This is a genomic window from Micromonospora sp. NPDC050397 (assembly GCF_044901685.1).
Lineage (GTDB): Bacteria > Actinomycetota > Actinomycetes > Mycobacteriales > Micromonosporaceae > Micromonospora_G.
Genome location: NZ_JBJDPS010000006.1, coordinates 279,448 through 300,252 on the forward strand (window position 1 = coordinate 279,448; position 20,805 = coordinate 300,252).

Annotated in this window: 18 protein-coding genes and 1 pseudogene; 14 read left to right on the plus strand and 5 right to left on the minus strand. The window is 63.8% G+C overall.

The genetic code is table 11. From position 1 onward, the window contains the following. Nucleotides 1-690 precede the first annotated feature (690 nt). Nucleotides 691-1,713 carry a DUF5954 family protein gene (locus tag ACI2K4_RS22345; RefSeq protein WP_404513814.1) on the plus strand — a complete coding sequence of 341 codons (1,023 nt, stop codon included), beginning with the start codon at nucleotides 691-693 and terminating at the stop codon, nucleotides 1,711-1,713. Nucleotides 1,714-1,733: 20 nt separating this feature from the next. On the opposite strand, the gene ACI2K4_RS22350 is transcribed toward ACI2K4_RS22345, so the two are convergent. From ACI2K4_RS22350 to ACI2K4_RS22360, 3 genes are all read right to left on the minus strand, one after another. Then, entirely contained in the window at nucleotides 1,734-3,071 is a 1,338-nt protein-coding gene (locus ACI2K4_RS22350; protein WP_404513816.1) for a tyrosine-type recombinase/integrase, read from the minus strand. A gap of 148 nt (nucleotides 3,072-3,219) precedes the next feature. Beyond that, entirely contained in the window at nucleotides 3,220-3,864 is a 645-nt protein-coding gene (locus tag ACI2K4_RS22355) for a phage integrase SAM-like domain-containing protein (protein WP_404513819.1), read from the minus strand. Between the two features lie 242 nt (nucleotides 3,865-4,106). Beyond that, nucleotides 4,107-4,718 (minus strand): hypothetical protein, encoded by a 612-nt coding sequence (locus tag ACI2K4_RS22360; protein WP_404513821.1) that lies wholly within the window; start codon nucleotides 4,716-4,718, stop codon nucleotides 4,107-4,109. Nucleotides 4,719-4,866: 148 nt separating this feature from the next. Here ACI2K4_RS22360 and ACI2K4_RS22365 point away from each other — a divergent pair, with 148 nt between their 5' ends. The 5 genes from ACI2K4_RS22365 to ACI2K4_RS22385 all read left to right on the plus strand — a co-directional run bounded on the left by ACI2K4_RS22365 (nucleotide 4,867) and on the right by ACI2K4_RS22385 (nucleotide 9,156). Then, on the plus strand, nucleotides 4,867-5,052 hold the full coding sequence (locus tag ACI2K4_RS22365) for a helix-turn-helix domain-containing protein (RefSeq protein WP_404513823.1): 186 nt from the start codon (nucleotides 4,867-4,869) through the stop codon (nucleotides 5,050-5,052). A gap of 34 nt (nucleotides 5,053-5,086) precedes the next feature. Beyond that, nucleotides 5,087-5,761, plus strand: a complete 675-nt coding sequence (locus tag ACI2K4_RS22370) for a DUF3800 domain-containing protein (RefSeq protein ID WP_404513825.1) — start codon at nucleotides 5,087-5,089, stop codon at nucleotides 5,759-5,761. Between the two features lie 163 nt (nucleotides 5,762-5,924). Next, entirely contained in the window at nucleotides 5,925-6,926 is a 1,002-nt protein-coding gene (locus tag ACI2K4_RS22375; protein WP_404513827.1) for a DUF4917 family protein, read from the plus strand. A 440-nt stretch (nucleotides 6,927-7,366) separates the two neighbouring features. Further along, the gene (locus ACI2K4_RS22380) at nucleotides 7,367-8,611 is read left to right on the plus strand and encodes a low temperature requirement protein A (RefSeq protein ID WP_404513829.1); all 1,245 of its coding nucleotides are present in this window, start codon (nucleotides 7,367-7,369) and stop codon (nucleotides 8,609-8,611) included. Nucleotides 8,612-8,988: 377 nt separating this feature from the next. After that, on the plus strand, nucleotides 8,989-9,156 hold the full coding sequence (locus ACI2K4_RS22385) for a hypothetical protein (protein WP_404513831.1): 168 nt from the start codon (nucleotides 8,989-8,991) through the stop codon (nucleotides 9,154-9,156). A 238-nt stretch (nucleotides 9,157-9,394) separates the two neighbouring features. Here ACI2K4_RS22385 and ACI2K4_RS22390 read toward each other — a convergent pair whose 3' ends face one another. Next, nucleotides 9,395-10,378 carry a hypothetical protein gene (locus tag ACI2K4_RS22390; protein WP_404513833.1) on the minus strand — a complete coding sequence of 328 codons (984 nt, stop codon included), beginning with the start codon at nucleotides 10,376-10,378 and terminating at the stop codon, nucleotides 9,395-9,397. Between the two features lie 610 nt (nucleotides 10,379-10,988). On the opposite strand from ACI2K4_RS22390, the gene ACI2K4_RS22395 reads away from it, so the two are divergent. From ACI2K4_RS22395 to ACI2K4_RS22430, 8 genes and pseudogenes are all read left to right on the plus strand, one after another. Next, entirely contained in the window at nucleotides 10,989-11,255 is a 267-nt protein-coding gene (locus ACI2K4_RS22395) for a hypothetical protein (RefSeq protein WP_404514086.1), read from the plus strand. Continuing rightward, nucleotides 11,221-11,403, plus strand: a pseudogene (locus tag ACI2K4_RS22400) (hypothetical protein); the annotation flags it as partial. The gene ACI2K4_RS22395 and the pseudogene ACI2K4_RS22400, both read left to right, overlap by 35 nt. A 661-nt stretch (nucleotides 11,404-12,064) precedes the next feature. After that, nucleotides 12,065-13,819, plus strand: a complete 1,755-nt coding sequence (locus tag ACI2K4_RS22405) for an NACHT domain-containing protein (protein ID WP_404513835.1) — start codon at nucleotides 12,065-12,067, stop codon at nucleotides 13,817-13,819. A 387-nt stretch (nucleotides 13,820-14,206) separates the two neighbouring features. Beyond that, nucleotides 14,207-14,731 (plus strand): hypothetical protein, encoded by a 525-nt coding sequence (locus ACI2K4_RS22410; protein WP_404513837.1) that lies wholly within the window; start codon nucleotides 14,207-14,209, stop codon nucleotides 14,729-14,731. A 14-nt stretch (nucleotides 14,732-14,745) separates the two neighbouring features. Further along, nucleotides 14,746-14,895, plus strand: coding sequence for a hypothetical protein (locus ACI2K4_RS22415; protein ID WP_404513839.1), 150 nt, complete (start codon nucleotides 14,746-14,748; stop codon nucleotides 14,893-14,895). 584 nt (nucleotides 14,896-15,479) lie between these two features. Beyond that, on the plus strand, nucleotides 15,480-16,064 hold the full coding sequence (locus ACI2K4_RS22420) for a hypothetical protein (RefSeq protein WP_404513841.1): 585 nt from the start codon (nucleotides 15,480-15,482) through the stop codon (nucleotides 16,062-16,064). A gap of 904 nt (nucleotides 16,065-16,968) precedes the next feature. Then, on the plus strand, nucleotides 16,969-18,387 hold the full coding sequence (locus ACI2K4_RS22425) for a hypothetical protein (RefSeq protein WP_404513843.1): 1,419 nt from the start codon (nucleotides 16,969-16,971) through the stop codon (nucleotides 18,385-18,387). 838 nt (nucleotides 18,388-19,225) lie between these two features. Continuing rightward, nucleotides 19,226-19,417, plus strand: a complete 192-nt coding sequence (locus ACI2K4_RS22430) for a hypothetical protein (protein ID WP_404513845.1) — start codon at nucleotides 19,226-19,228, stop codon at nucleotides 19,415-19,417. 263 nt (nucleotides 19,418-19,680) lie between these two features. On the opposite strand, the gene ACI2K4_RS22435 is transcribed toward ACI2K4_RS22430, so the two are convergent. Then, nucleotides 19,681-20,514, minus strand: coding sequence for a hypothetical protein (locus tag ACI2K4_RS22435; RefSeq protein ID WP_404513847.1), 834 nt, complete (start codon nucleotides 20,512-20,514; stop codon nucleotides 19,681-19,683). Between the last annotated feature and the right edge of the window lie 291 nt (nucleotides 20,515-20,805).

Here is a 20,805-nt window from a genome sequence, read left to right on the forward strand (position 1 = left end):
CCACAATCCGGTCGCGGAGCCTCGTCGTATCGGTGGCCGCAACACAGAGCATTCACCGATGAATGGGAACGAACGGTTCACCATTGGCGACGTGCACGGAAACGGTGACCGGCCCGGAATTCGAGGCGCGGTCGGATGCGCGGGTGACGCTCCCGTATTTTGAGACGGGCGTTACGAGTTGCCGTCACTCATTTTCAGATGTCTTCAGGTGGCTCGCCGCCTGTTGACGCAGGTCAGGGCATGTCTGCACAGTGGTCCTCCCGGCAAGAACACGCGCGCCGGAGAACCTTCAGACATGGGGAGAATTGATATGCCGTGCAAGGTGCGCTGGACGCCGGAGCAGGTACGAGAACTGGGATTGGTCACGAGCCTCGAAACGGCTGGGCAAATCCTCGGCATTGGTCGCAGCAAGGCGTATGAGCTCGCCCGTCACGACCGGTTCCCTGTCAGGGTGATGCGCGTGGGGCGGTGTTATCGGGTGGCAGTGCCCGGTATTCTCGCGCACCTTGGCGCGGACTGAGTCCCTGCCGGTGAACCTGTGGGCGAGTTAATTGCCTGAGCCGGATACGTCGCGCCCGGTCGTGATGTGTCCGGCTCCGCTTGTGCATCCTGGCCCGGCGCGCTCAGGTCGGCGTATCGGGTGGGCGTGGTGGGGCTGCGGGTTGATGGACGGCGAGGCACACTGCGTGCATGAGGCAATACGGTGAGCAGGTGCCCGATCATCTGCTGATCAAGATCGAGCATCGGGACGATCCGGTGTCGGCGGTGTCTGAGGATGACGCGCGGCGCCGTTCGGTCGCCTATCCCAGGCTGATGTGGGGTGCCCCCGTCTTCGGCTCCGCTGAGGAAGTCGACGGCCGGTGGCGGATTCTGAGCCTGATTGGGAACCGGCCGCAGGGCACCCGTGATGGTCTGGGTTCCCACTTCCGGCGGCTGTTGAGCGAGACGCCGGACACCGCCGAGAACGCGGCCGAGCGCAAGGAGTACGAGGCGGCGATCCGGCTGCTGGACTGGGAGGTGGTCAACGACCTTACCGTCAACGGCCGCCGCTATCGCATCATCCGCGCCCAGCCGTTCATCCGGATGGGACCGGACGGGCCGGAGCCGCCCCGGCCCACCGACCCGGACCCCCGCCCACAGGGCAAGGGACGCGCGACGGGCTCGGTGGGGTCGCAGATGGAGGGATTCGTCATCGACCCGGGCGCGAGCACCGGGTTGTCCGACGGCATCCTGCGGATGGAGCTCGTCCCCGCGATCTACAAGTCGGCGGGGGTGCTTCCCGACGAGGTACGGGAGGACTCCCGCCGCGCGTTGGTCACGCACCCGAACGTGGTGCTGCTACCGGTCGGCTTCACCCTCGGTGAGTACGTCGACGGGACGTGGCGGCCCCGGTCGTTCTCGATGGAACCGACGCCGGGAGCCGCCCGGGAACTGGCGAGCTTCACGTTCGAGGACATCGTCCCGCACGAGAACGCCTCGTTCGAAGAAATCAGAGCCGCGTACGACCGTGCGGTCGAGGAGTTCGAGGCGCCGACCACCGACGAGTTCGAGGTGAAGGGTGTCCGCTGCCGGGTGACCCGGGTCGAGTCGTTTATCCGGGTGGGCGCGGACGGTCCGGAAACGCCGCGGCCGTCGGACTGGGACCAGGAGCCGCCGCCGGAGCTGCACTTCCAGCAACTGCGCGCCGAGGGCAGGATGCCCGATCTGGAGTGACCTCACCTCCGGCTCGGTGGTTACCGTCTGCTCCGGTTGCGGATGGAGGCGAAGGCGTTGATGGTGGCCTTGTCGAGGTCGGGCAGGGTGTGTAGGTATTTCTCGCTGGTGGTGATGCTGGCGTGGCCGAGCCGGTCCTTGACCTTCTGCAGGTCGACGCCGGCGGCGACGAGCCAGGACGCGTGGGCATGGCGTAGGTCGTGCGGCCGTACGTGGATACCGATGTTGGCGACGGCGAGCGCCGGTTTCCAGATCTGGTTGCGGAACCACTCGCGGGGGATGTGGCCATCGGCGTCGACGTGGCGCTGCCGGGGCCGGCGGGGGGAGTCCTTGCCGGCGTTACGCCGCTTGGCGCGGTAGATCGCGAACGCGTCGCGGCAGTGCTGGCAGCGGCATTTGCCCGCGGTGTAGGCGGTGGTGGTGCCGTGCCGGTACTGGCGGCCCTTCTCGTTCGGTTCGGTGAGTCCGAGGGTGTCGGGGTTCGGCGGGGTGCGGGTGCCGGCCGCCGGGGGGTGTTGCCAGCGGAAGATGAGGTCCGTGTCGCCGAGTTGATGTTGGGCGATGTGATGCAGGAGCCGGGCCAGGACCTGTTCGGTGACGTCGACCCGGCGGGGGTCACGATCCTTCGGGTACTCCTTGACGAGGAAGTTCTCCCCGTCCGGGTGGAACTTCGCGTCGATCTGTACGACGGCGCGTTGGATGGAGAACACGCCGGTGCGCTTGTCGAGGTCACCGACGCGTAGTTCGGTGAGTTCACCCCACCGCAGGCCGGTTTCGATGGAGACCTCGACGAGCAACTGCATGAACGAGTCGGGCAGCGCGTCGTAGATGACGTCGAACTGCTCCGGGGTGATGATCCTCAGTTGTCTGGTCGGCGCGTGGGGTGTGGTGACGCCCTTGCACGGGTGGAAGAAGATGATCTGGTCGTTGAGGGCGGTGGTGAAGATCGCCGACAGGATGTTCTTGATGTTCTTGAGGGTTTTGGGTTTCATGCCGTCGGCGGTCATCTTGCTGACCCACTCGCGGATGTCGGTGGGCGTGATGTCGACCAGGCGCATGGCGCCGAAGTACGGGATCAGGTGCCTGTTGATCTGGTACGTGTAGCCCTGGAGTGTGGATGCCTCGATGACGTGGAACGGCAGCCACTGCTCGATGACGTAACGCTCGAACGATTGCCGGCCCCGGCGGGGGTCACCCATCCGCCCTTCGGCGTTCTTGACGTCGGCGGACTTGGCGGCGGCCTCGGCGTCGCGTTTGACGGTGTAGATGCCCTGGGTCTGCTTGATGCCGAGCCGGTCGCGGTAGCGGGCGTAGTAGGTCCGCTGGCCGTCACCTTCGTAGGTGTCTACCCAGCCCACGGCCGTTGCCTTAAGAGCTGGCGGTGGTGAGTCCGCGTGGACATGAGGGATGTGTCCTTTCTGGAGTCACCGGACGCCGCGCGGTGCGAGGGGTGTGCGGCACCCGGTGACGAGCAGTGCGAAAGCGGGGGAGCGGGGTGGTCGTCGGTCAGTCGTGGAACTCGCGCAGCAACGCCTGGATGTCCTCGGGGGTCGCGTCGTGCAGCGCGCGGCGTAGCCGCGCGATCGGGTCGTGGTCGCGGCTGTGGCCCATCGCCGAGCCGGAGCTGCCACCGCCGACACGCCTGCGGCTGCTCGGTTCGGGAGCGCGACCGGCAGGCCGTGGGATACGGGGCAGAGCGACCCAGCGGCAGGGATCGGCGCGCAGGATTCCGATCTGCGAGGCCCAGCGGGTCGTGGACGCCAAGACCCGGAAGTGGTCGCGGACGGTACGCGGGCTGTAGTGGCGCTCGTCGGTGAGCCAGCGGACCCAAGCTGCGACCATCTCGGGAGTGATGTCGCCGGGGTGGCGGTCGCCGAAAAACGCGGCGATGCTCGTCCGGCATATCGACCGCAGGCGGTTCACGGTCGAGTCGGTCAACGGGCGACCGGCGATCGACTGTTCGCACAGCCGGGAAAGTGTCTGAGGTTCCGAGGTCCCGGTGTCGCTCGGGTTATGCCTCGGCTTGGTGGAGAACTCGTCGGCGTCGACGCGGTTGGTGAAGGTCTGCTGGTGACGACGGTTGGTTTGGGGATCCCGCCAGGTCACGCGGTAGTGGGTGGCCCCGTTGTTGGGGATGTGCGAGCAGTACATGAGGGGTACTTCCTTCCGTCGGGGAGGTGGGGTGAGGGCGTGTGGGATCGCCCCGTCGGCGCCGCGCGTCACGGGTGGATCAGGGCGTGGGGCATCGGCCCAGAGGCCGTCGGCCGGCCGGGCTGTGTATGGGTGTGGGGTATCGACCCAACGGCGAAGGCCGCTGGACGGTGTTCGGATATGGGGTTATCGCCCGGTGTGCCCGATGGGAGCCACCGGGTCAGGCGGGTGCGGTTGAGGGGTTAGCTGGCGGGCAGCCGGGCGAGGTAGCTGTCGATCGTCTTGAGCAGGTCCTCGCGGCTGGTCTCACCGTCGACCGCTGCGCGCAGCTCTTCCAGCAGGTCGCGGACCTGGCCGCGGGTCTGCCGGATGATCTGGTCGCTGTCGGCGAGGAAGTCGTCGAGCATTCCCGCCGCGTTGCGGAGGAACTCGGATTTCAGGTCCGCGTTGGTCGCGGACCCGGTGTCGCCCAGCACTTCGGCGCTGACCTGCTCGTACTGGGTCGAGTCGGTGAGGGGGAGGGGCCGGCGGCCACGTACCCACGCCAGGAACGCCTCGGAGTCGATGACCACGGCAGGCGCGAGTTGGACCCGGTCACCCTCCGGCGGGGCGAGGAAGAACTCCGGCGGCACACCGAGCGCGAGGGACAGCAGGAGCATCTCCTCGACGGTGACCGCCTGCTGCCGACGCCCCGCTTCCAGATTCTGCAGCACGTTGGCGCTGAGCTTCGTCCCGCCGCCGGTCATCGCGGCGAGCCGGTCGGCCAGCTGGTAGGTGCTGATCCCGCCCAGTCGGGCGCGGCCGTCCTTGAGCCGGCCGATGATCAGTGCCCCCGGGCTGATGGGCGCAGTCACCTGGGCAGGCGCCTCATCCGCATCGCGTGCTGTCATGGAGACAGTATTACTCGTCCCCTTGACAGTACGCAAGCCCCTCGTGCAAAGTCTGCGTCCTGAACGACAGATGTGCCGGTCAGGCTGCCGTCTCAATGACAGCAAGGAGCGGATGATGGACGAGTCAAAAATGTGGACCCACGAACAAACAGCCCGCTACCTGGGCATCGAGGAGCAAACCCTCTACTTCCTCAACCACCAGCGTAAAGGCCCCAAATATTACAAAGTCGGGCGCTACAACCGGTACCGCAAGGCCGACGTCGACCACTGGCTCGAAACCCAGTGCCTACCCCGCTGACCCGCCGCGTCGACCCCTCGCCTGGAGAAGCCCCATGAATCACCACACCCGGTTCCGCCTGCACTACATCGACGACTCAGGATCCGCCGACACCGGCTACACCACCTTCACCTGGCTCGCCCTCGCCCCGGAAAGCTGGGCCGCAGCCCAACAGCAGTGGCTGCGCTTCCGCGCCGACCTCTACGCCCGACACCGCATCCCACCCGGCGCCCGCCTCCACGCCACCGACCTCACCAGCGGCCGAAGCCGACCATCCCTGAACCCGGACTTCCACGTTCGCACCCACGGACTGGCCATCGTCCGCGACGGCCTCGACGTCATCGCCGCGATCCGGGGACTGACCGTCGGCACCGTCTACCGCCATGGCGGACACCCCAGCCAAACCAAACGCGAGTTGTACCGGGCGCTGGTCAACCACCTCGACGGCGAACTCCACCGGACGGGCCACATGGGAATGATCTTCATGGACGGCGACGGCAGCGACCACCGCTACGCGGGCGCACACCGAGAACTCCACCCGGACACCCGCGGGCTCATCGAAGCCCCCGTCTTCCGCTCCGCCGAACACGACCAATGGGTCCAAATGGCCGACTTCGCCGCCTGGAGCGCCTACCAGTCAATCCTGCGCAAGCCCGCCAAGCGACGCTTCTGGAACTGGTATCCGCGCACCCTCGGCCCCCTCGACCCGCACGGCCCGCTCGCGCTCTAGAACCGCCCCGGGCCGCCATCCGTACGACGGCGGGAAAACAGCAGGACCTGCACATCCACGAGCGTGGGGCAGGTCCGCGCCGCCACCGTAACACGCGCCCCGCCGCCCATAAGCGGGTGGAGCGGCGCTGTCGACCACAGGACCACCGCACGGGAGAACAGCCATGACCACCCTGCCGCACTTCGCCACCCTGCCCGGCGACTGGAACACCCTGTTCCTCGGCAACGGCACATCCATCAACATCTGCACCGGCTTCTCCTACAACAGCCTCTACGAAGAAGCCGACCTCTCCACCGCCGCAGCCCAACTCTTCGCCGAATTCGACACCACCAACTTCGAACTCGTCCTGCAACTCCTCGGCGCCGCCCGCCGCGTCAGCGCGACCCTCGGCAGCCCCCGCAACGGCCAACGACTGATCGACGCCGAATACGCCAACATCCGCGAAGCACTGTTCGCAGCCGTCAACGCCACCCACATCCGCCACGACGAGATCCCCGAGACGACTCTGCGGGCGATCGCCGGGGAACTGCTCAACTACCGGCGGGTCTTCACCACCAACTACGACCTGCTCGGCTACTGGAGCCTCATGACCTGCCGCCAGCGGGTCAAGGTCACCGACTTCTTCTCTCGCGGCGGCGACCGTAACCAACCGCTCACCTTCGACCTGACGACCCCTGCGCGTTTCCTCGGCCGCACCCAACTGCTGCACCTGCACGGCGGCCTGCACCTCTGGCAGGACGAACGCACCGGAACCACCGGCAAGTGGGAACACGAAGACGGCGGCAGACTCCTCGACCTGGAGAAGCGCTACCTCGACCACCCCGAACGGCAAGCACTGCTTGTCAGCGAAGGAAGCAGTGCCGACAAACTCCGGGCCATCCGCCGCAGCGACTACCTGTCCTTCGCCCTACGCCAACTCGCCCTCGACCATCACGACCTGGTCATCTTCGGCTCCAGCCTCAGCCCACACGACCAGCACATCGTCGACGCCATCGACAGCGGACCGGCCCGGCGCATCGCGATCTCGATGCGTACCGGCGCGGGCGCCCGCAGGCAACAGCGACGCATCGCCGAACTCACCGACCTGTTCCACGACCGGCACCACATCATGTTCTTCGACGCCGCGACACACCCGCTCGGGCACCGCCACCTGAACGTGCGATGACCTTCCCGTGGGCTGCTGCCGCCCGGCGCGTTCCCAACCAAAGCCCGGCCCGAGGACCGAACGCGCAAGGGAACCGAGACCGGACTCGCGACCGGCGACCCCGACACCGCCAACCGCCGCTGCGAGGGTCGCGAGAGCCGGGCTCCCCTTGCGCGCCGGACCGGGCCGGGCATGGTGCGGGACGCGACGGAAACGGCAGCCACCACGGCGACACACCCAGCCCCGCTACAGCGGCTGGGCTGCTCGGCGCGTACGGGCGCCGGCCTGGGTAGACGCGCTCGGCCGACCAGCACCTCCACAGCGCCACGGCAGCCCGTCGTTGGTCCCGCCGCGCCGTACATCCGATCCACAACTCGGGCCGCACGCCCTGTCTCGATCCGCGCATGTGGCGAGGGGAGCATCTAGGCCGGGTGCTGCCTCGTTGGTTCTGAGGATCGCTGGTGGATGAGGGGCCCGGTGACTGGTTCCGGTGGGGTGGGCGAATGACCGGTGCCGGGGATATCGGGCTGCTCCGTACCGAGGCGACCTCGCAGCGGGCCACGTTCCTGGAACTGTTTTTCGACCTGGTCTTCGTGTTCGCGTTGACCCGGGTGTCGCAGCGGTTGATCACGGATTTCAGTACCGACCGGCGGATCCTGTTCTCCGAGGCGGGCCAGACCCTGTTGCTGTTCCTGGCGCTCTGGCTGGTGTGGTCGTTCACCGCGCTGGTGACGAGCCGGCTGGACCCGGACCGGCCCGAGATCCAGTTCGTCGTCATCGCCAGCATGTTCGGTGCGATGGTGATGGCGGTCGCCGTCCCCCAAGGGTTCAACGAGCGCGCGGTCGTGTTCGCCGGGGCGTACGTGGCGGTCCAACTCGGCCGATCGGTGTTCCTCGCGGTCGTCCATCAGCGCGAGCGGATCCTCTCCCTGCGGGTGATCTTCTGGCTCGGGATGAGCGCGGTGCTCTGGCTGCTCGGCGGCGTGACCGCGCACCACGGCGTACGCGGCGTGCTGTGGACCCTGGCGGTCGCGCTCGACTTCGCCGGAGCGGCGTCCGGCTGGCCGACCCCGAAACTCGGCCGCTCCCGCGTCGCCGAGTGGTCGATCGCAGGGGAGCACCTGGCCGAGCGGTACCAACAATTCCTGCTCGTCACCCTGGGCGAGTCGATCCTGGTGATCGGCCTGACCTTCAGCGGCGAGAACTTCGCCCTCGACCGGACAACCGCGTTCCTGGTCGCGTTCCTGACCACCGTGCTGCTCTGGCGGGTCTACTTCCACCGCGCCGGACAGCTCCTACCCGCGGCGATCACCTCGGCTCGTCAACCGGCCCGACTCGGGATCGCGATGACCTACACCCACCTACTGATGGTCGCCGGGATCGTCCTCGCCTCGGTCGGCTACGAACTGTTCGTCACCACCCCGCTCGGACGCACCACCCCGGTCTGGCTGTACGCCATCCTCGGCGGACCCGTGGTGTTCCTGGCCGGACGTGCACTGTTCGAATACCAGGTAGTCGGCTCGATCTCCTGGCCCCGAATCATCGGCCTGGTCCTCCTCGCCCTGATCGCACCAGCCATGACCCTGGGACACCTACCACCAGTAGCGATCGCCGCCGCAGTCGCCGCGGTCCTGGCCGGGATCGTGGCCGCCGACGCACTCCGAGCGAGGGGACGAGCGACCGACCTGCCCACGCCTCCGATCTGAGCACCGGACCGCAGGGCAATTGTGCGCCCACGACTGTGGGTGCCAAGAGAACTGACGGCGGGTCCATCTCGTCCACCGCAGCGATGGCTGGACGAGCCGAGAGTCGACCGAACGATGAGCTGAGCAGACGCCAGGACGACCACGGGTCCCTCGTGGTGCTCTATCCGGGCGCATCCTCGCCGCACTACCGTCACGAGATGAGTAGTGCTGGTACGACGCACCGTCATAGCATCGACTCGCCCGAGTTGATCGCCGACAGTGGCGCGCGGCGGGTCCTAGCTGTGGCCGAACGTGATACACACCTCGCGGGGGTCTTGACCTACATCGAGAATGAGTTGAGCGACCGTTTGCATACGGACGTGCTGGACCATCCTGCTGTGTCTGCCGATGATCGGGTGGCGCGACGGTACCGACTGCTGACCCGAATGGCAGGCCGCTACCGCTCCGCCGCCGACAGCCGGAGCGGTCGGAGTCGGTCAAACGCCTGCCTCATGCTCGCCGCGATGCACCGCCTGGCCGGCTCGGACCGGCTACGTCAGGTCTGACCTCGACCGCTGTCGCAGCGGCAGTCTCCGAACAGGCGGCCGTGAAAGCCGCCAGGCCGTCCCGATCTGGGCCTGCCACACCCCAGGCCCGGCGTACGCGTCCTGCCCCCCGCTGCCGATACAGGCCGTACGCAGTAGTGGCCAATGCGGCCACGATCACAGATCGCCGTGATCGCCATGGTGTAGCCAACGTGCGCCCGTCATCGGCCCGCCGGTCTCTCCCGAAAGACAGGCGGATTTAACGGGTAATTCGGTTTTGCAAGGCATAGAGAAAGAATAACTTGTTCGTTTGGGCATTCTGGAGCTGTAGGTCCCTAAGTGTTTTAGCTTTCAGAAACGGATAAGCTGCCGCAGCTAACGCTGGAATCAATGCGCTCAGTCCAACAGCTAGACCTCCAGTCGCAATCACAAGTGCCCCGGCCCCTGAAGCCATTGTTGCTGGATCGCTGGTCACGGCATCCAGTAGTCGTCTCGGATAGCGCGCGGCGGCAACCTCCCTGCGTATTTCCTCCATTGCGGGAGCGAGGTCCCTATGCCATCGCCGATCAATCTCCGCCGCGACATCTTTGTGACTCTGCGCATCAGTCAGGTCTTCGGACAGTCGGATCATCTCACTGCGGAAGTAGGGAAGATATTCCGACAACTCTTCACGTAGATCAAGAACTTCGATCAGCGGCAAGTCGTCAAGCCCAGGCAGCCGCGAGATGACCGCACTTGCCAATGCAGCGGGGGCGTCGGGCCTTACTGAGCCGGCAGGTTCTGGTGGAGGCGCGAGCGCGGGATCCAGCATGGCGACCCGAGCGGGATCTTGAAGCCGTTCAATCATCCCAGCGAAGCTCTCAGTGAGAAATTCCTCGTCGGCCAAGAACATCCGTTCGTGCGGCGGCAGGTCCTCTACCCAGCCCTGCACAGTTAAGACTTCTCGGTCTATAGCCGGCTTCAAGTCAGGTGCCATAAGGGCCTTGCGCCTGTTTGCCCAAACTAGCCGGAGCGCGTAGATGACCTTGTCTATATGATCGGAATATCGCTCCCAGAATGGAAGCACAACCTTGCTGAAGACATTTTGAGCCGCCTCATTGTCCGATCCTGCCTGGCGCAGGGATTCTCTCACTGAACGGGCCTCATTGGCTTCGGCTAGGTCTAGTGTAGTTAGACCGAGAAGTTCGAGGTCTTCCGGATTCCGGTCGATCGAAAGATTGAGGTATGTCTGTATCTGGCGCATGGGCATGTTGGTTATGCGCCAACCGTGCATTCCTACGAAATGATCGATAGTCGACCGAGAACTAACAAGGTGCACTCGGTCCGCAAACAAGATGGCTGGCTTTACTAGGCGCGTATCGTATTCCGCTGACACCTGCACTAGCGGGTCATTGAATCTGAAACCTTCGTTTGGAACGAGCCTCAGGGGGTCCGATATCACCTCAACTTCAAAAGTTGACATTCACGCTCCCAGAAGATGGGTACAACGACCGTATTCAGCATAGGAGATGGAATCAACCTGTGGGTCGCGGCGGCTGGCGGTAACGGAGTAGGAAATATCGGACCAGGGTGTACGATGGCCGACACAAGAGGCGATATGCGGCCACCTTACTTTGTCGACAACCGTGTGTCGCAGGTTCGAATCTTGCCGGGGGCATCAGAAAGAACTGTGCCACGCCTAGCCCCGTCCTGGTGGTGCGGGCAACCTACCCGCTGCCGCCCAGCCGACAGGGCTGATGCGCGCCTCCGGACGATCACCAGGCACGGCTTGACGCACAGAGCCGCATCGGAGTCGGCCAGCCTCACGCTGATCGGTGCTGGACACCCTGTGGGACAGGCTGACAGCCCGGTAAGTGACGCTGCGTAACACGCGACCGTCCAACGAAGCGGGGCTCGGGTTCCTATACGCCGAAAACGACCCCATCGCGCGCGTCGTCGCCGGCTGGTCACCGCTCGCCCTCTTCGTCGCGATCGACGTCATGATGCGGGTACCGATCCTCAGCCCCCTGTGCGCCGCCCTACGGATCACCTTTACCACCCTCATTGCCGGCATCGCGGCGTGGACGAGCTACTGGCACATGGTCGGCCGCCCGCGCCGCTCGCGACGAGCTGATGCATGAAGGTTCGGCCGTCAGCCGAGACGCCCTCGCCGCCCGCCTACGCCGCAATGGCACCGCGATCCGCAACACCCGCGTCTCCGAGCTACTCGCCGCATTGAAAGCCGAAACCCGAGCCGTGAACGGTTCCCGGCAGAAGGTACCTGTGTAAACGGTCCACCCCCTCGGGGGCGGACAGCCTTCCAGGCGACCAGAGGTGATCGCGGACCTGACGGACGATCCCGCTGGCCAGGAACTCGGGCAATCTCGTTATCGCTCATTTTGCGCTGGTTTGGTGTAGCTGGGCTGGAAGGGCGTCCAGCCGCCGGCCCGGACGGAGAGCGGTTGTCATGCCTGGCGCCAACCTCTTGTCAACTTCCGGTTTTGAATTGGCGGCCTTGACTGTTTTGTGGATAATGGGATGGCTCGACCGAGGCTATCTAGCTACATTCAGAGGGTTCGCGCTGTCGTTAGGGGCACAGTCTGTGGGACGTTGGCTTCGCAACTCGGCCCGGTTACGGATCGGTTTGACCCTAAGCTTATTCGGGCTCATCGTGCTTGCTGCCGGTCTACCTGGAGGCGCCTGGTTCGATCGGGGCGACGCGCAATCCTTCGATCATTATGTCGGATGGGCAAATATAATCGGAGCATCGGCAGGTTTGATAGGAGTCGCCGTCATGGTGGCCGACAAAGCGTCGGCTACGAGGAACATATCGCCCAGCATGTTGAGTGATATCGCTGATGGTCTGGCCATACAGGTACTACGAATCGAGGGAGAACAGTTGGGTCGACTCCTCGGTACCGATCAACTCGATTCGCGAGCTGCCCCACTGATGCTTGAGGTCGTCGGTAAACGCCCGACCTCCGGTCAGCGACACCCAAAAACCTCGCAGCGAAGATCGGTTTCGTTGGACTCCGTTGCCGAATTGTATCTTAGGGAGACCTGCGGCAAGGTGCTTCTGAGTGGCGAGGCGGGCATGGGAAAGACCGTTCTGTCGCTCAAGCTGCTGGCGGACATCGCACATCGACGCAAGACTGATCCGGCACTTCTATATGGCGGGACGGTACAACCGGTGCCGGTGATCTTCAATCTCCCCACTTGGCCAAGTCAACTCGAATTACAGGATTGGCTCGCCGGCAACCTAGCCGAGCGCTTCAGGCTAAAACAAACAGTCGCAGCGCGACTAGTGTCGGATGGATACGTGTTACCTATTCTTGATTCCCTGGACGAGGTGGACAGCGAGGCGAGGCCATCCGATAAGACAGCTACAATTGTTGCCGCCGTCAACCGCTACTCCGCAACGAGGGTTGGCGCTCGTCTAATTCTTACTTGCCGCAGCGACAGCACGATCTACCATAGAGTCCGGAAACAGATTCGCGGCTTCGATGAACTAAGAGTTCATCCATTGCGGTACATTGATGTACGGGACTACCTCGAATCTCAGTGCGGCGAGGACAACGCGAGCGAGTGGAAGATCGTTCTTGATGCCGCAGCGGATTCGACCTCACCGGTGCGAGGGGTGCTCGGAACGCCATGGCGCCTCGCCATGTCGGCAACCTATCTCAGGGGTGGGGGAAGCGCTGAGGATTTCTTGCCAACGAGAGATGAGCGTCGGTCACGGAAGGCGATGACTATACCTGCCGCATACCTCAATAGAGTTGAAGGCTTGCTGTACGAGACCTTCATCTCGGCCAGAAGCCGACACCACGGCAAGCAGCCAATCAGGGTGACACTCCATCTCATGCAGATAGCGAAGCTGCTAGAGGAAGGCAAGCGGCGTTCCGTGGCTGCACCCACGGAGTTGCTATTGCACGAATGGTGGCGCCTTCTGGATAGGCGAAAAGTATCCCTGTATCAAGCATTGTTGGTCTTTACGCTTATAAACTTGTCGTTTAGTGCGTTTCGTTTCTTCGAATTCTCGGAGAACGACAAGCCTGAATCGCCCGTGATCTACGCTCTCGCTTTTTTTTCTAATTTTATTCTGCTTGCCTTGCTCGCGGGCAGGGCAGCCGGGGTAAGGACCTCGCCGCTACGAGTGAGCCTTAGGTCGTTAAGAACGTCTCGCGGCGGTGTTCTTGTTGCCGCATCGGCGGCGATCGCGGTTCTGGCGGGGGGTACCGCTTACATCAGCACTGGTCCAAGTTATGGAATCTCGATCGGTGCGGCGATAGCTTTGACTGGGACGATCGGCGCGACCTTGGCGCCGTGGGATCATCTAACTGTCGAATCACCTCTAGCAATCCTACGAAAAGATTTCCTGGCGAGCGCCCTCTTCGGCGTTGCCATTGGAGGATTCGTAGGTATCTACACTACTGAGCTACTCGGCAAGCCGGTGGGAGTCGCCCTAGGGCTCGGCTACGTCTTCGCCGCAATCGCGTCGTCCATCATGGCGAAATACCTGATCGCCGTTTACATCTCCGCCGGGGTCGGTGCGCCTTGGAGACTCGCCCGGTTCCTGTCTTGGGGATGCCGGGCCGGCTTGCTGAGGGTTTCCGGCGTAGGATACCAGTTTCGCCACAAGGGGCTTCAGCAATACCTGCTGGACTTACAGCGCTCAACTTTCCCCGATGGGACCGATGCTCGCTGACTACGGCAGTTTCCTGGGTCGCCTATTCCTACCCTCGGCCGTCGCGATTCTCTTGACCGCCCGACGTTTGTCTCATAGGGCAATGGCCGCTTGGGACGGGAACAGTCACGAATGCCGGGCGATCGTCACCGTGAGTGACGTCTGCCTCAGGTAAAGAGGATTCCGATTAAGTCTCCGAGGGCAATTTTGCGCGACTCCAAGTAAAGGCACATTGACTTAAGGTGAAGGCGTCCTCGCCGGTCCAGCCGTCCGCGGCTGCCCTCTAGGGTGCGACTCACGTCGTGTGCCCTGGCTTGCTCCGCGTACACTCTGTCCCGCGAGGAGCCGGATCACCCAGCCCGCGCGTTGCTGTGAAATCGGTGCTGTCTGTGGGATCGGAGTAGCCGCGTGGGCCACGAGGGCGAAGACAAAGTCGAGGCGGCCGACCTCCTCGGTTCCGGAGCTGACGTGTACGAGGGCAACGAGCTGCTTCACATCGCGTCCACGATGGCGGACGCGGACATCGATGTGGTGCGCCGGCGCGTGGAGAAGATGGATAACTTCAGGAAACTTGCCACCGACGCGCTCGACGTTCTGGAACGGCATCACCACGCCACGCTTGGGGCCAACAACCAAAGTCAGGAGTGGTTCCACCGGGCTTGCCAGGACACTCGAGACATTTTCCGGGCTGTGCTCGCGCAGGACCTGGAATGGGAGCAGCAGCGGTACGTGCTTGACCTGCTGATGAAGCTTGTGCAGATGGAAGGCGCGAAGGACACCGAGAGCAAGAACCTGCTCAGCTCGCTGTCCGACAAGCTGTCCAACAAGATGGTGCTGATCGGCGGTGTCGCCATCACCGCTACCGCTGTGGCCGTGGCGATCGTCGCTCCCAAGGCGGTGCGGCAGGTCGGAGAGGCCCTACGCAGAGGCTGACCTCGAACACGATCGTGGTCAGCCAGCGGCCAACCCAATCCGACAAGCTGTCCAACAAGATGGTGCTGATCGGCGGTGTCGCCATCACCGCTACCGCTGTGGCCGTGGCGATCGTCGCTCCCAAGGCGGTGCGGCAGGTCGGAGAGGCCCTACGCAGAGGCTGACCTCGAACACGATCGTGGTCAGCCAGCGGCCAACCCAAGCGGCAAATGTATGGACGGGCGGGGCTTCGCTCTCCTGCGACACCGCATCCTGCTCGGCTGACCCCCGCCCTCCGTCACCACGGAATGTGAGCCAGAGCCAAGTTTCGGACAGTCCCGGCGCTGGCGCCGCCCGGCACGTCCCCAACCCAGCCCAGTCCTAAGGACGGGCGTGCAAGGGACCAAGACCGACCTCGCGACCCGCCCCACCACACCCCTCAGCGCGGATGCGACGGTCGCGAGGGCCGGGCTCCCTTGCACGCCGGGCCGGGCCGGGCAAGGTGCGGGACAGGACGGAAGCGGCAGCCGCGCCGAGGGCACAGGCCCGATCGTGCGAACTTGGTCCGACGGCCGGGTCCTCGCCTAGCTGCGTTCCAACCGCTGCTGTCATCCGGCCCGAACGCGAGGCCCGGAACACCGGCAGTTCCGGGCAGTGGCTGGTCTCCCGGGATATCGACCCCGACGACGGCTGAAAACAGGACTTCCGGGCAGTGAGAGGACACCTGCGGCCCAGGTTGCCGATGCTCCCAGGCACTTATCGTTCGGCGGTGGATATCGAAGACCCCTCCGGATGGGCGGCCGTCGGCGTTGCCGTGCTCGCCGTGCTCATCGCCTTCGGTGCGTGGTGGGCGGCGCACCGGTCCGCCGAGGCCAGCGAACGTAGCGCCACCGCGAGCGAACGTAGCGCCGCCGCCAGCGAGGAGCTGCTCCACCAGGAGTGCACACCCCGGTTCACCGCGAAGATCGAGGAAGTGAGCCAGTGGCGGCTGGACGTCCGCTTAGACGGGCCGCTCGACTTGGACGACCTTAGCGTGGAGAGCTTGGACGACGAGTTGGTGTTCAACACCGGTCAGTTCGGGATTGACAAGGAACCCGTTCCGGCTGGCCATGAGGCGGCCGGCGGGCGGCCGGGTCGCCGGGTCGCATGGACCCACAGCGACTACCCTGACGGCACCAGGGCGGGGATCGCGATCGGGGAGACCGCCATGTGGAGGGTCAGCGCCGCCGATGACCACGTACGCGCCGACGAGGTGACGTTGCGGATGCGAGCGCGGGTCGGCAAGGAGGAGTGGATTGTCCTGGTTCCGGTGGTGGTACCGGGCAGCCTGCGCCCGACCGGCTACATCGGCTGACCGCGAGCGCGTGGAACTGGAGACGCTCCTGCCAGTGGTCGGGTAAGTCACGATAGCCCGCGGCGCCCACCGTGAATCCGACGCATGCTTCCATGCTGCCTGTGGGTTCACTCCTCTACTTGCGACCGGGCGTGACTCTGCGTGCGGGTAGGTGGCGGCGGCCGACGCGTAGTCGTGGCGATTTGAGTGCATCAAGTCGCTCGTAGGCCGCCACCAACACCCGCGCGAACCGCAGTGAATCTGGTGAAGCTTCGCCTCGGGCGAATAAGTAGAGCCTGTTTGACTGTGCGCCGACGTACAGAGTGACGTGCACAGGTAGGTACATGAACGCGGTACCTGGCTGAGTACGTTCAGGCATACGCCGACACTGCTTCATAAACAGTCGGACATCTTCAATCGGCCGGACGCCGTCCACTCCCGAGGGGCGTGTCAACTCGCCAGACCAAAACTTGCGCACATCTACTATCCTGGCGATGCTTGGTTAAGAGGCCGCCGCACTGCTGAAGAGGACATTCATGCCTGTAGGGGTCACGATTTCCGCCGGGGCGAGTGATCTGGACATCCTGGCCGAGGTTGCAGGGTCCACTCCTGGCGTATCGCTCACTGAACGTAGACCTCTCGATGGCGCCGGGGATGGCCTGGCGTTCCCGGTAGACATGGGCGTTGCGCTTCAAGTGCTAGAAGTCGTCGGTGCTATCGCTGGCTCAGTGGAAGCAATTCGACTACTGCTGCAAGGTTGGAGTAGAAGCCGTAGCAAACGCCGAGATGAGCCAGCTGCGAATCCGCCGCAGATCTTGGTGTGCGATCTGAGGCAGGGGAAGATCCTATACTCCGGACAGAGTCTAGATGCCGCTGTTGTCGAACAGATTTTACTGCGCATGGACCAGAATGAATCAGGCGATTGATGGTACATTTCGACCCATCGTTAATGAGAGTTGTCCTTGGGGAGTCCTCGCTCTTCCCTGAAGATGTCTTGTTAGATCCAGTGGATCCTCTTCGGTGGAACTTGGAAGGCACGTACACGCGTGAGATTTTCTCGAAGACCCTAGTTCCGCAGGAGTTTCATCGAGCAATGGTCGTTGCTCACGAGCAGCGACACTATCTGGACTATCATCTGACGAACTATGGAAGTTGGGTCTCGAGGTTCTGGGGTCAGGTCAAGCAGACCATACCTGCCTTGCTGGCGGCACCTGGTCCTTTAGTTGTGCCCATCAGTTATATGGAAGATGAACTAGTGGCGCCCTTCCACGGCGTGACTCCGCCTCTTGCTGGAACCCATCAGTGGGTGGCTGTGCGCCTTTCGGCGAATCACGCGCGCCGCGTTCGAAGGGATCGCGTACTGCTGCCGTCGGCCCCACACGGTTTTAGTGGCGGGGCCCAGCTCGAAGCTCTGGCAACCACGTTCGAAGTGGCGCCCCCGGAAGCCTTGCTGCCGATGGAGGAGGCGCTCACGGTTCTGACGTCTATGCCCAGGGATATGCTTCGATGGCAGAACGAGTATGTTTGGCTGGGAGATGTCCTGGCGGCACTCGAGATCGGCCCCCAGCCTCTTGGCGTTGGGGCAGGTCGAGTTGTTAACAGTCGACTATGGCCCTCTATTTTGGTCGCATCCCTGATGGGTCAGTTTGAACACCTAACAGCCGAAAATCTTGATGACGATCCGCAATTGTGGCATCGTATTATGCCGTCGAGTCGTCTTCTCGATCTACTTCGTTGGCTTCATGGGCGGTACAGAGGGAAGATCCGCACGGTCGAGGATGCCTGGGAAGCCGTTAACGAGGCATGCGTTGATCTGTACGGCTTCGATGTGGCCGCCTCGCTCGTGTCGGACGTTGACTGGATGGCTCGGAGTGTGGAACGACATTTAAATAAGGCGCATGAGGTCATAGTTGATTTAGATATGGTTGTGCATGTGCGGGCTCGAATGGAAATAGCTAGAGATTTCGCCGCGGATCCGATGCTGTTTGTTGATCCATCGGATTCCCGTCAGATCAGTCCGATGGTCGCTGATTATCATCTCGCGTCAGCTGGTGGGTTTTCTTGCGTTCCGTCGGATTTGACCGAGTTCGATAGCGAATTCTACGCATCGAGTGACGGTCGGGCGCGCTTCGTGAAGCCGAAACTCGGAGAGGATTTGCGTGAGTTGCAGCGAGTAGATGAGGAGTTGAGCGCTATCGCTAGGTTCTTAGTTCGCGGCGCCGCTTCTCCGTCGTGGGTGGGGCCCGAACGCGAGGCTGTAGCTCTATGGTTGGCGAGTCATAAAGAGCTTCGGATAATCCCTCCATTCGGTACTGATTTGGGATCTCTCGTCTCGGTAAGCTGACGTCGGCGAGGGCGGCATCGCCAAGGTGATGAGGTCATCCTCGGCGACCGAGACGCGCCTGCCGCCGCTCAGGCTCTGTCTCGCGGATCATGAATCTCATTCGTTAGACCCTGCCTGACGCGAGGCGATCCGCCGAATCAATCCATTGGGTGAAGCGGACCGGGTCGCCGTCGCGTGACCCGCTGGAACGCTGTGGCCTCGGAAGACCGCCTACCAGCGGTTCTGTCGCGGGCCCGCCGACGGCGGCACCTGGCCCGCGCTGAAAGCCCACGTCATCGCGCTGCCCGGGAGGAACGACGACACCGACCGGGACGGCCAGGTCGACGGCACGATCGTGCGTACCGCCAACACTCCGCGAGTGCCGGCAAGAGGGACTTAGCCGGGAGGAGTCGTAGGCAGCACAAGCCATCGGCCGATCCCGAGACCGGGTCCACGAAGATCCCTGTCCCGCCGGACGGCGTGCCCAGGTAATTAAGGCGATGGCTAGCTGGTGCGTGCCCGGCGCCGGGGCGTGCAGTTGGCTACGAGCCCACCACAGCGGTTCTGGGGTACTCACTGATTGTTGCCGGCTTTCGGTATGCTGCGAGTGCGGCACTGCTGGGTGTCGTTGTTTGAGGATCGCGGACGGCAACCTGCGATGCTCAAGAGCCGGCATCACCAGGAGCCCAAACACCCTGCAAGGGACGGGCCTCGCCTGTTTCTTGGGGGAGGCAGTTACACATGAGCCCACGCACTGCCGGCCGCGCGGTCTCAGCAAGACCAGTCAGCTTTAAGGACTGGCCGAGCTGAACCGTGCCCTGCGCACCTGTCTCGGCCCCCGGGTGTGGAGGGGTGCTAGTTGGAACTTCAGTCGATTGCCGGGCTTGGCTCGTGGGTAGTCCTCGCGGGTGTGGTCGGCTCCGCCCTTGGAGTGATCTTCCCGGTACTGGGGAAGATCATCATCGCCGCCCTAGCCCTGCGGGGCGCCGACCCAAAGGACAGGCCGAGCATCATCAAGGCGATAGCAGAGCTGTTCCGCTGGCGGCGCTGAGAAGGTGGTCCGGGATCGCTCCAATCGACGAGATGCCCAACGTCGATCAAGCTCACCTCTGGTGGAGCCGGGGACAACGAAGTTTGGATCAGGGAGCGGTCCTGGTGAACCCCGACACGCGTTATGGCTACGCTCTGAGCACCGCCTGTCACTGTGTCGGGACGGCGTGAGGGACCGGCGCCGAGTGGTAGCTCCGATTGGCGCGCGACGACCGTCGCTGCGGCGTTGAGCGTCTGGGATGACCGGTGCTGTCGACGTATCGGTTACCGCCTGAGCTCCTCCTGGTTGACAATTGCCCGCTCTACCGCGTCGACAACTCGCCGTGTGGCGTGGGCAGCTACGTCTTCGCTGCTGGTGGCGACGGCGAGTGTGCGCCCGGAAGAGTCAAACGGTGTCTGAGGCTGAGCGCCCTGCATCAGTGCCCACTGTTTGCCATGGGTGTAGCCCGAGTAGAGGCGATAGAGGTAGCTGGCCTTGACCTCAGGTGGCGCGGCCTCGTAACGATCGAACAGCTCGACGACTGAAGGTGTACCAGGCGCGAGAATGGTCTTCCCATTTTTGTTTTTCGTGGTGAGTCCCAATTCCGTCGCCTTGTCCATCAAGTCTTCGAGCCGCTTTGCCGCTAGCTTTCCTGGTGTGGCTTCGGTACGGCCAATTGCTTCCTCGATCTTGCGTCGTTCGTCGAGGTCAGCGACTTGGCCGGCGATTCCACGGCGGCGTCGCTCGTCGCGATCCAGCCCCGGTTCCGAGAGCCAGTACGCGAACAGCGCCGATTCGTGAGCGGACCTCAACAGCGAGAAGTGTGCATATACCGGTATCTCGCCGGAAGTAAAGAGGGTTTGCCACGCCCGCAGGTGATCAAGTGCCGTCCGGGTCGCCAACATGGCCAGGTCATGGGCGTAGGCCCGCAGGGGGTCCTTGCGGTCGTTCAGTACCTCGCTCGTCTCTGCGGGGTGATTGAGGACCACAATGTCCATCCGTGTCCACAACTGGTCGACACGCTGTAGGTGCGCGGTGAGCAGCGACTGCGCTTGTGCGCTGATGGGAGCGGTGACCGGCTCGCCCACGCGTTGTAGTTGCGGCATGCGGATCATCATCGCCCATCACCCGGTTCCGGCTACCACCGCTTACTGGACGAAGCGCGGTAGCAGGCGGGCGGACTGGGCCGGGTCGGGCCAGACAGTGTCACGCCGAACGGCCAGAGCCGCCGCGCGGGAACGAATTTGCGGCGGGGCGGACGTCGGCGTCGATGTTGTGGGGACTGGTGTTCCGGGGGGGGGGGGGGGGGGGGGGCGGGGGGGGGCCCGGGCCCGGGAGGGGGGTGGCACGGGAATACTTATAACAAAAAAAAGGTCAGACAGTGGGGGGGGGGCAGAGTGAGTTACAGG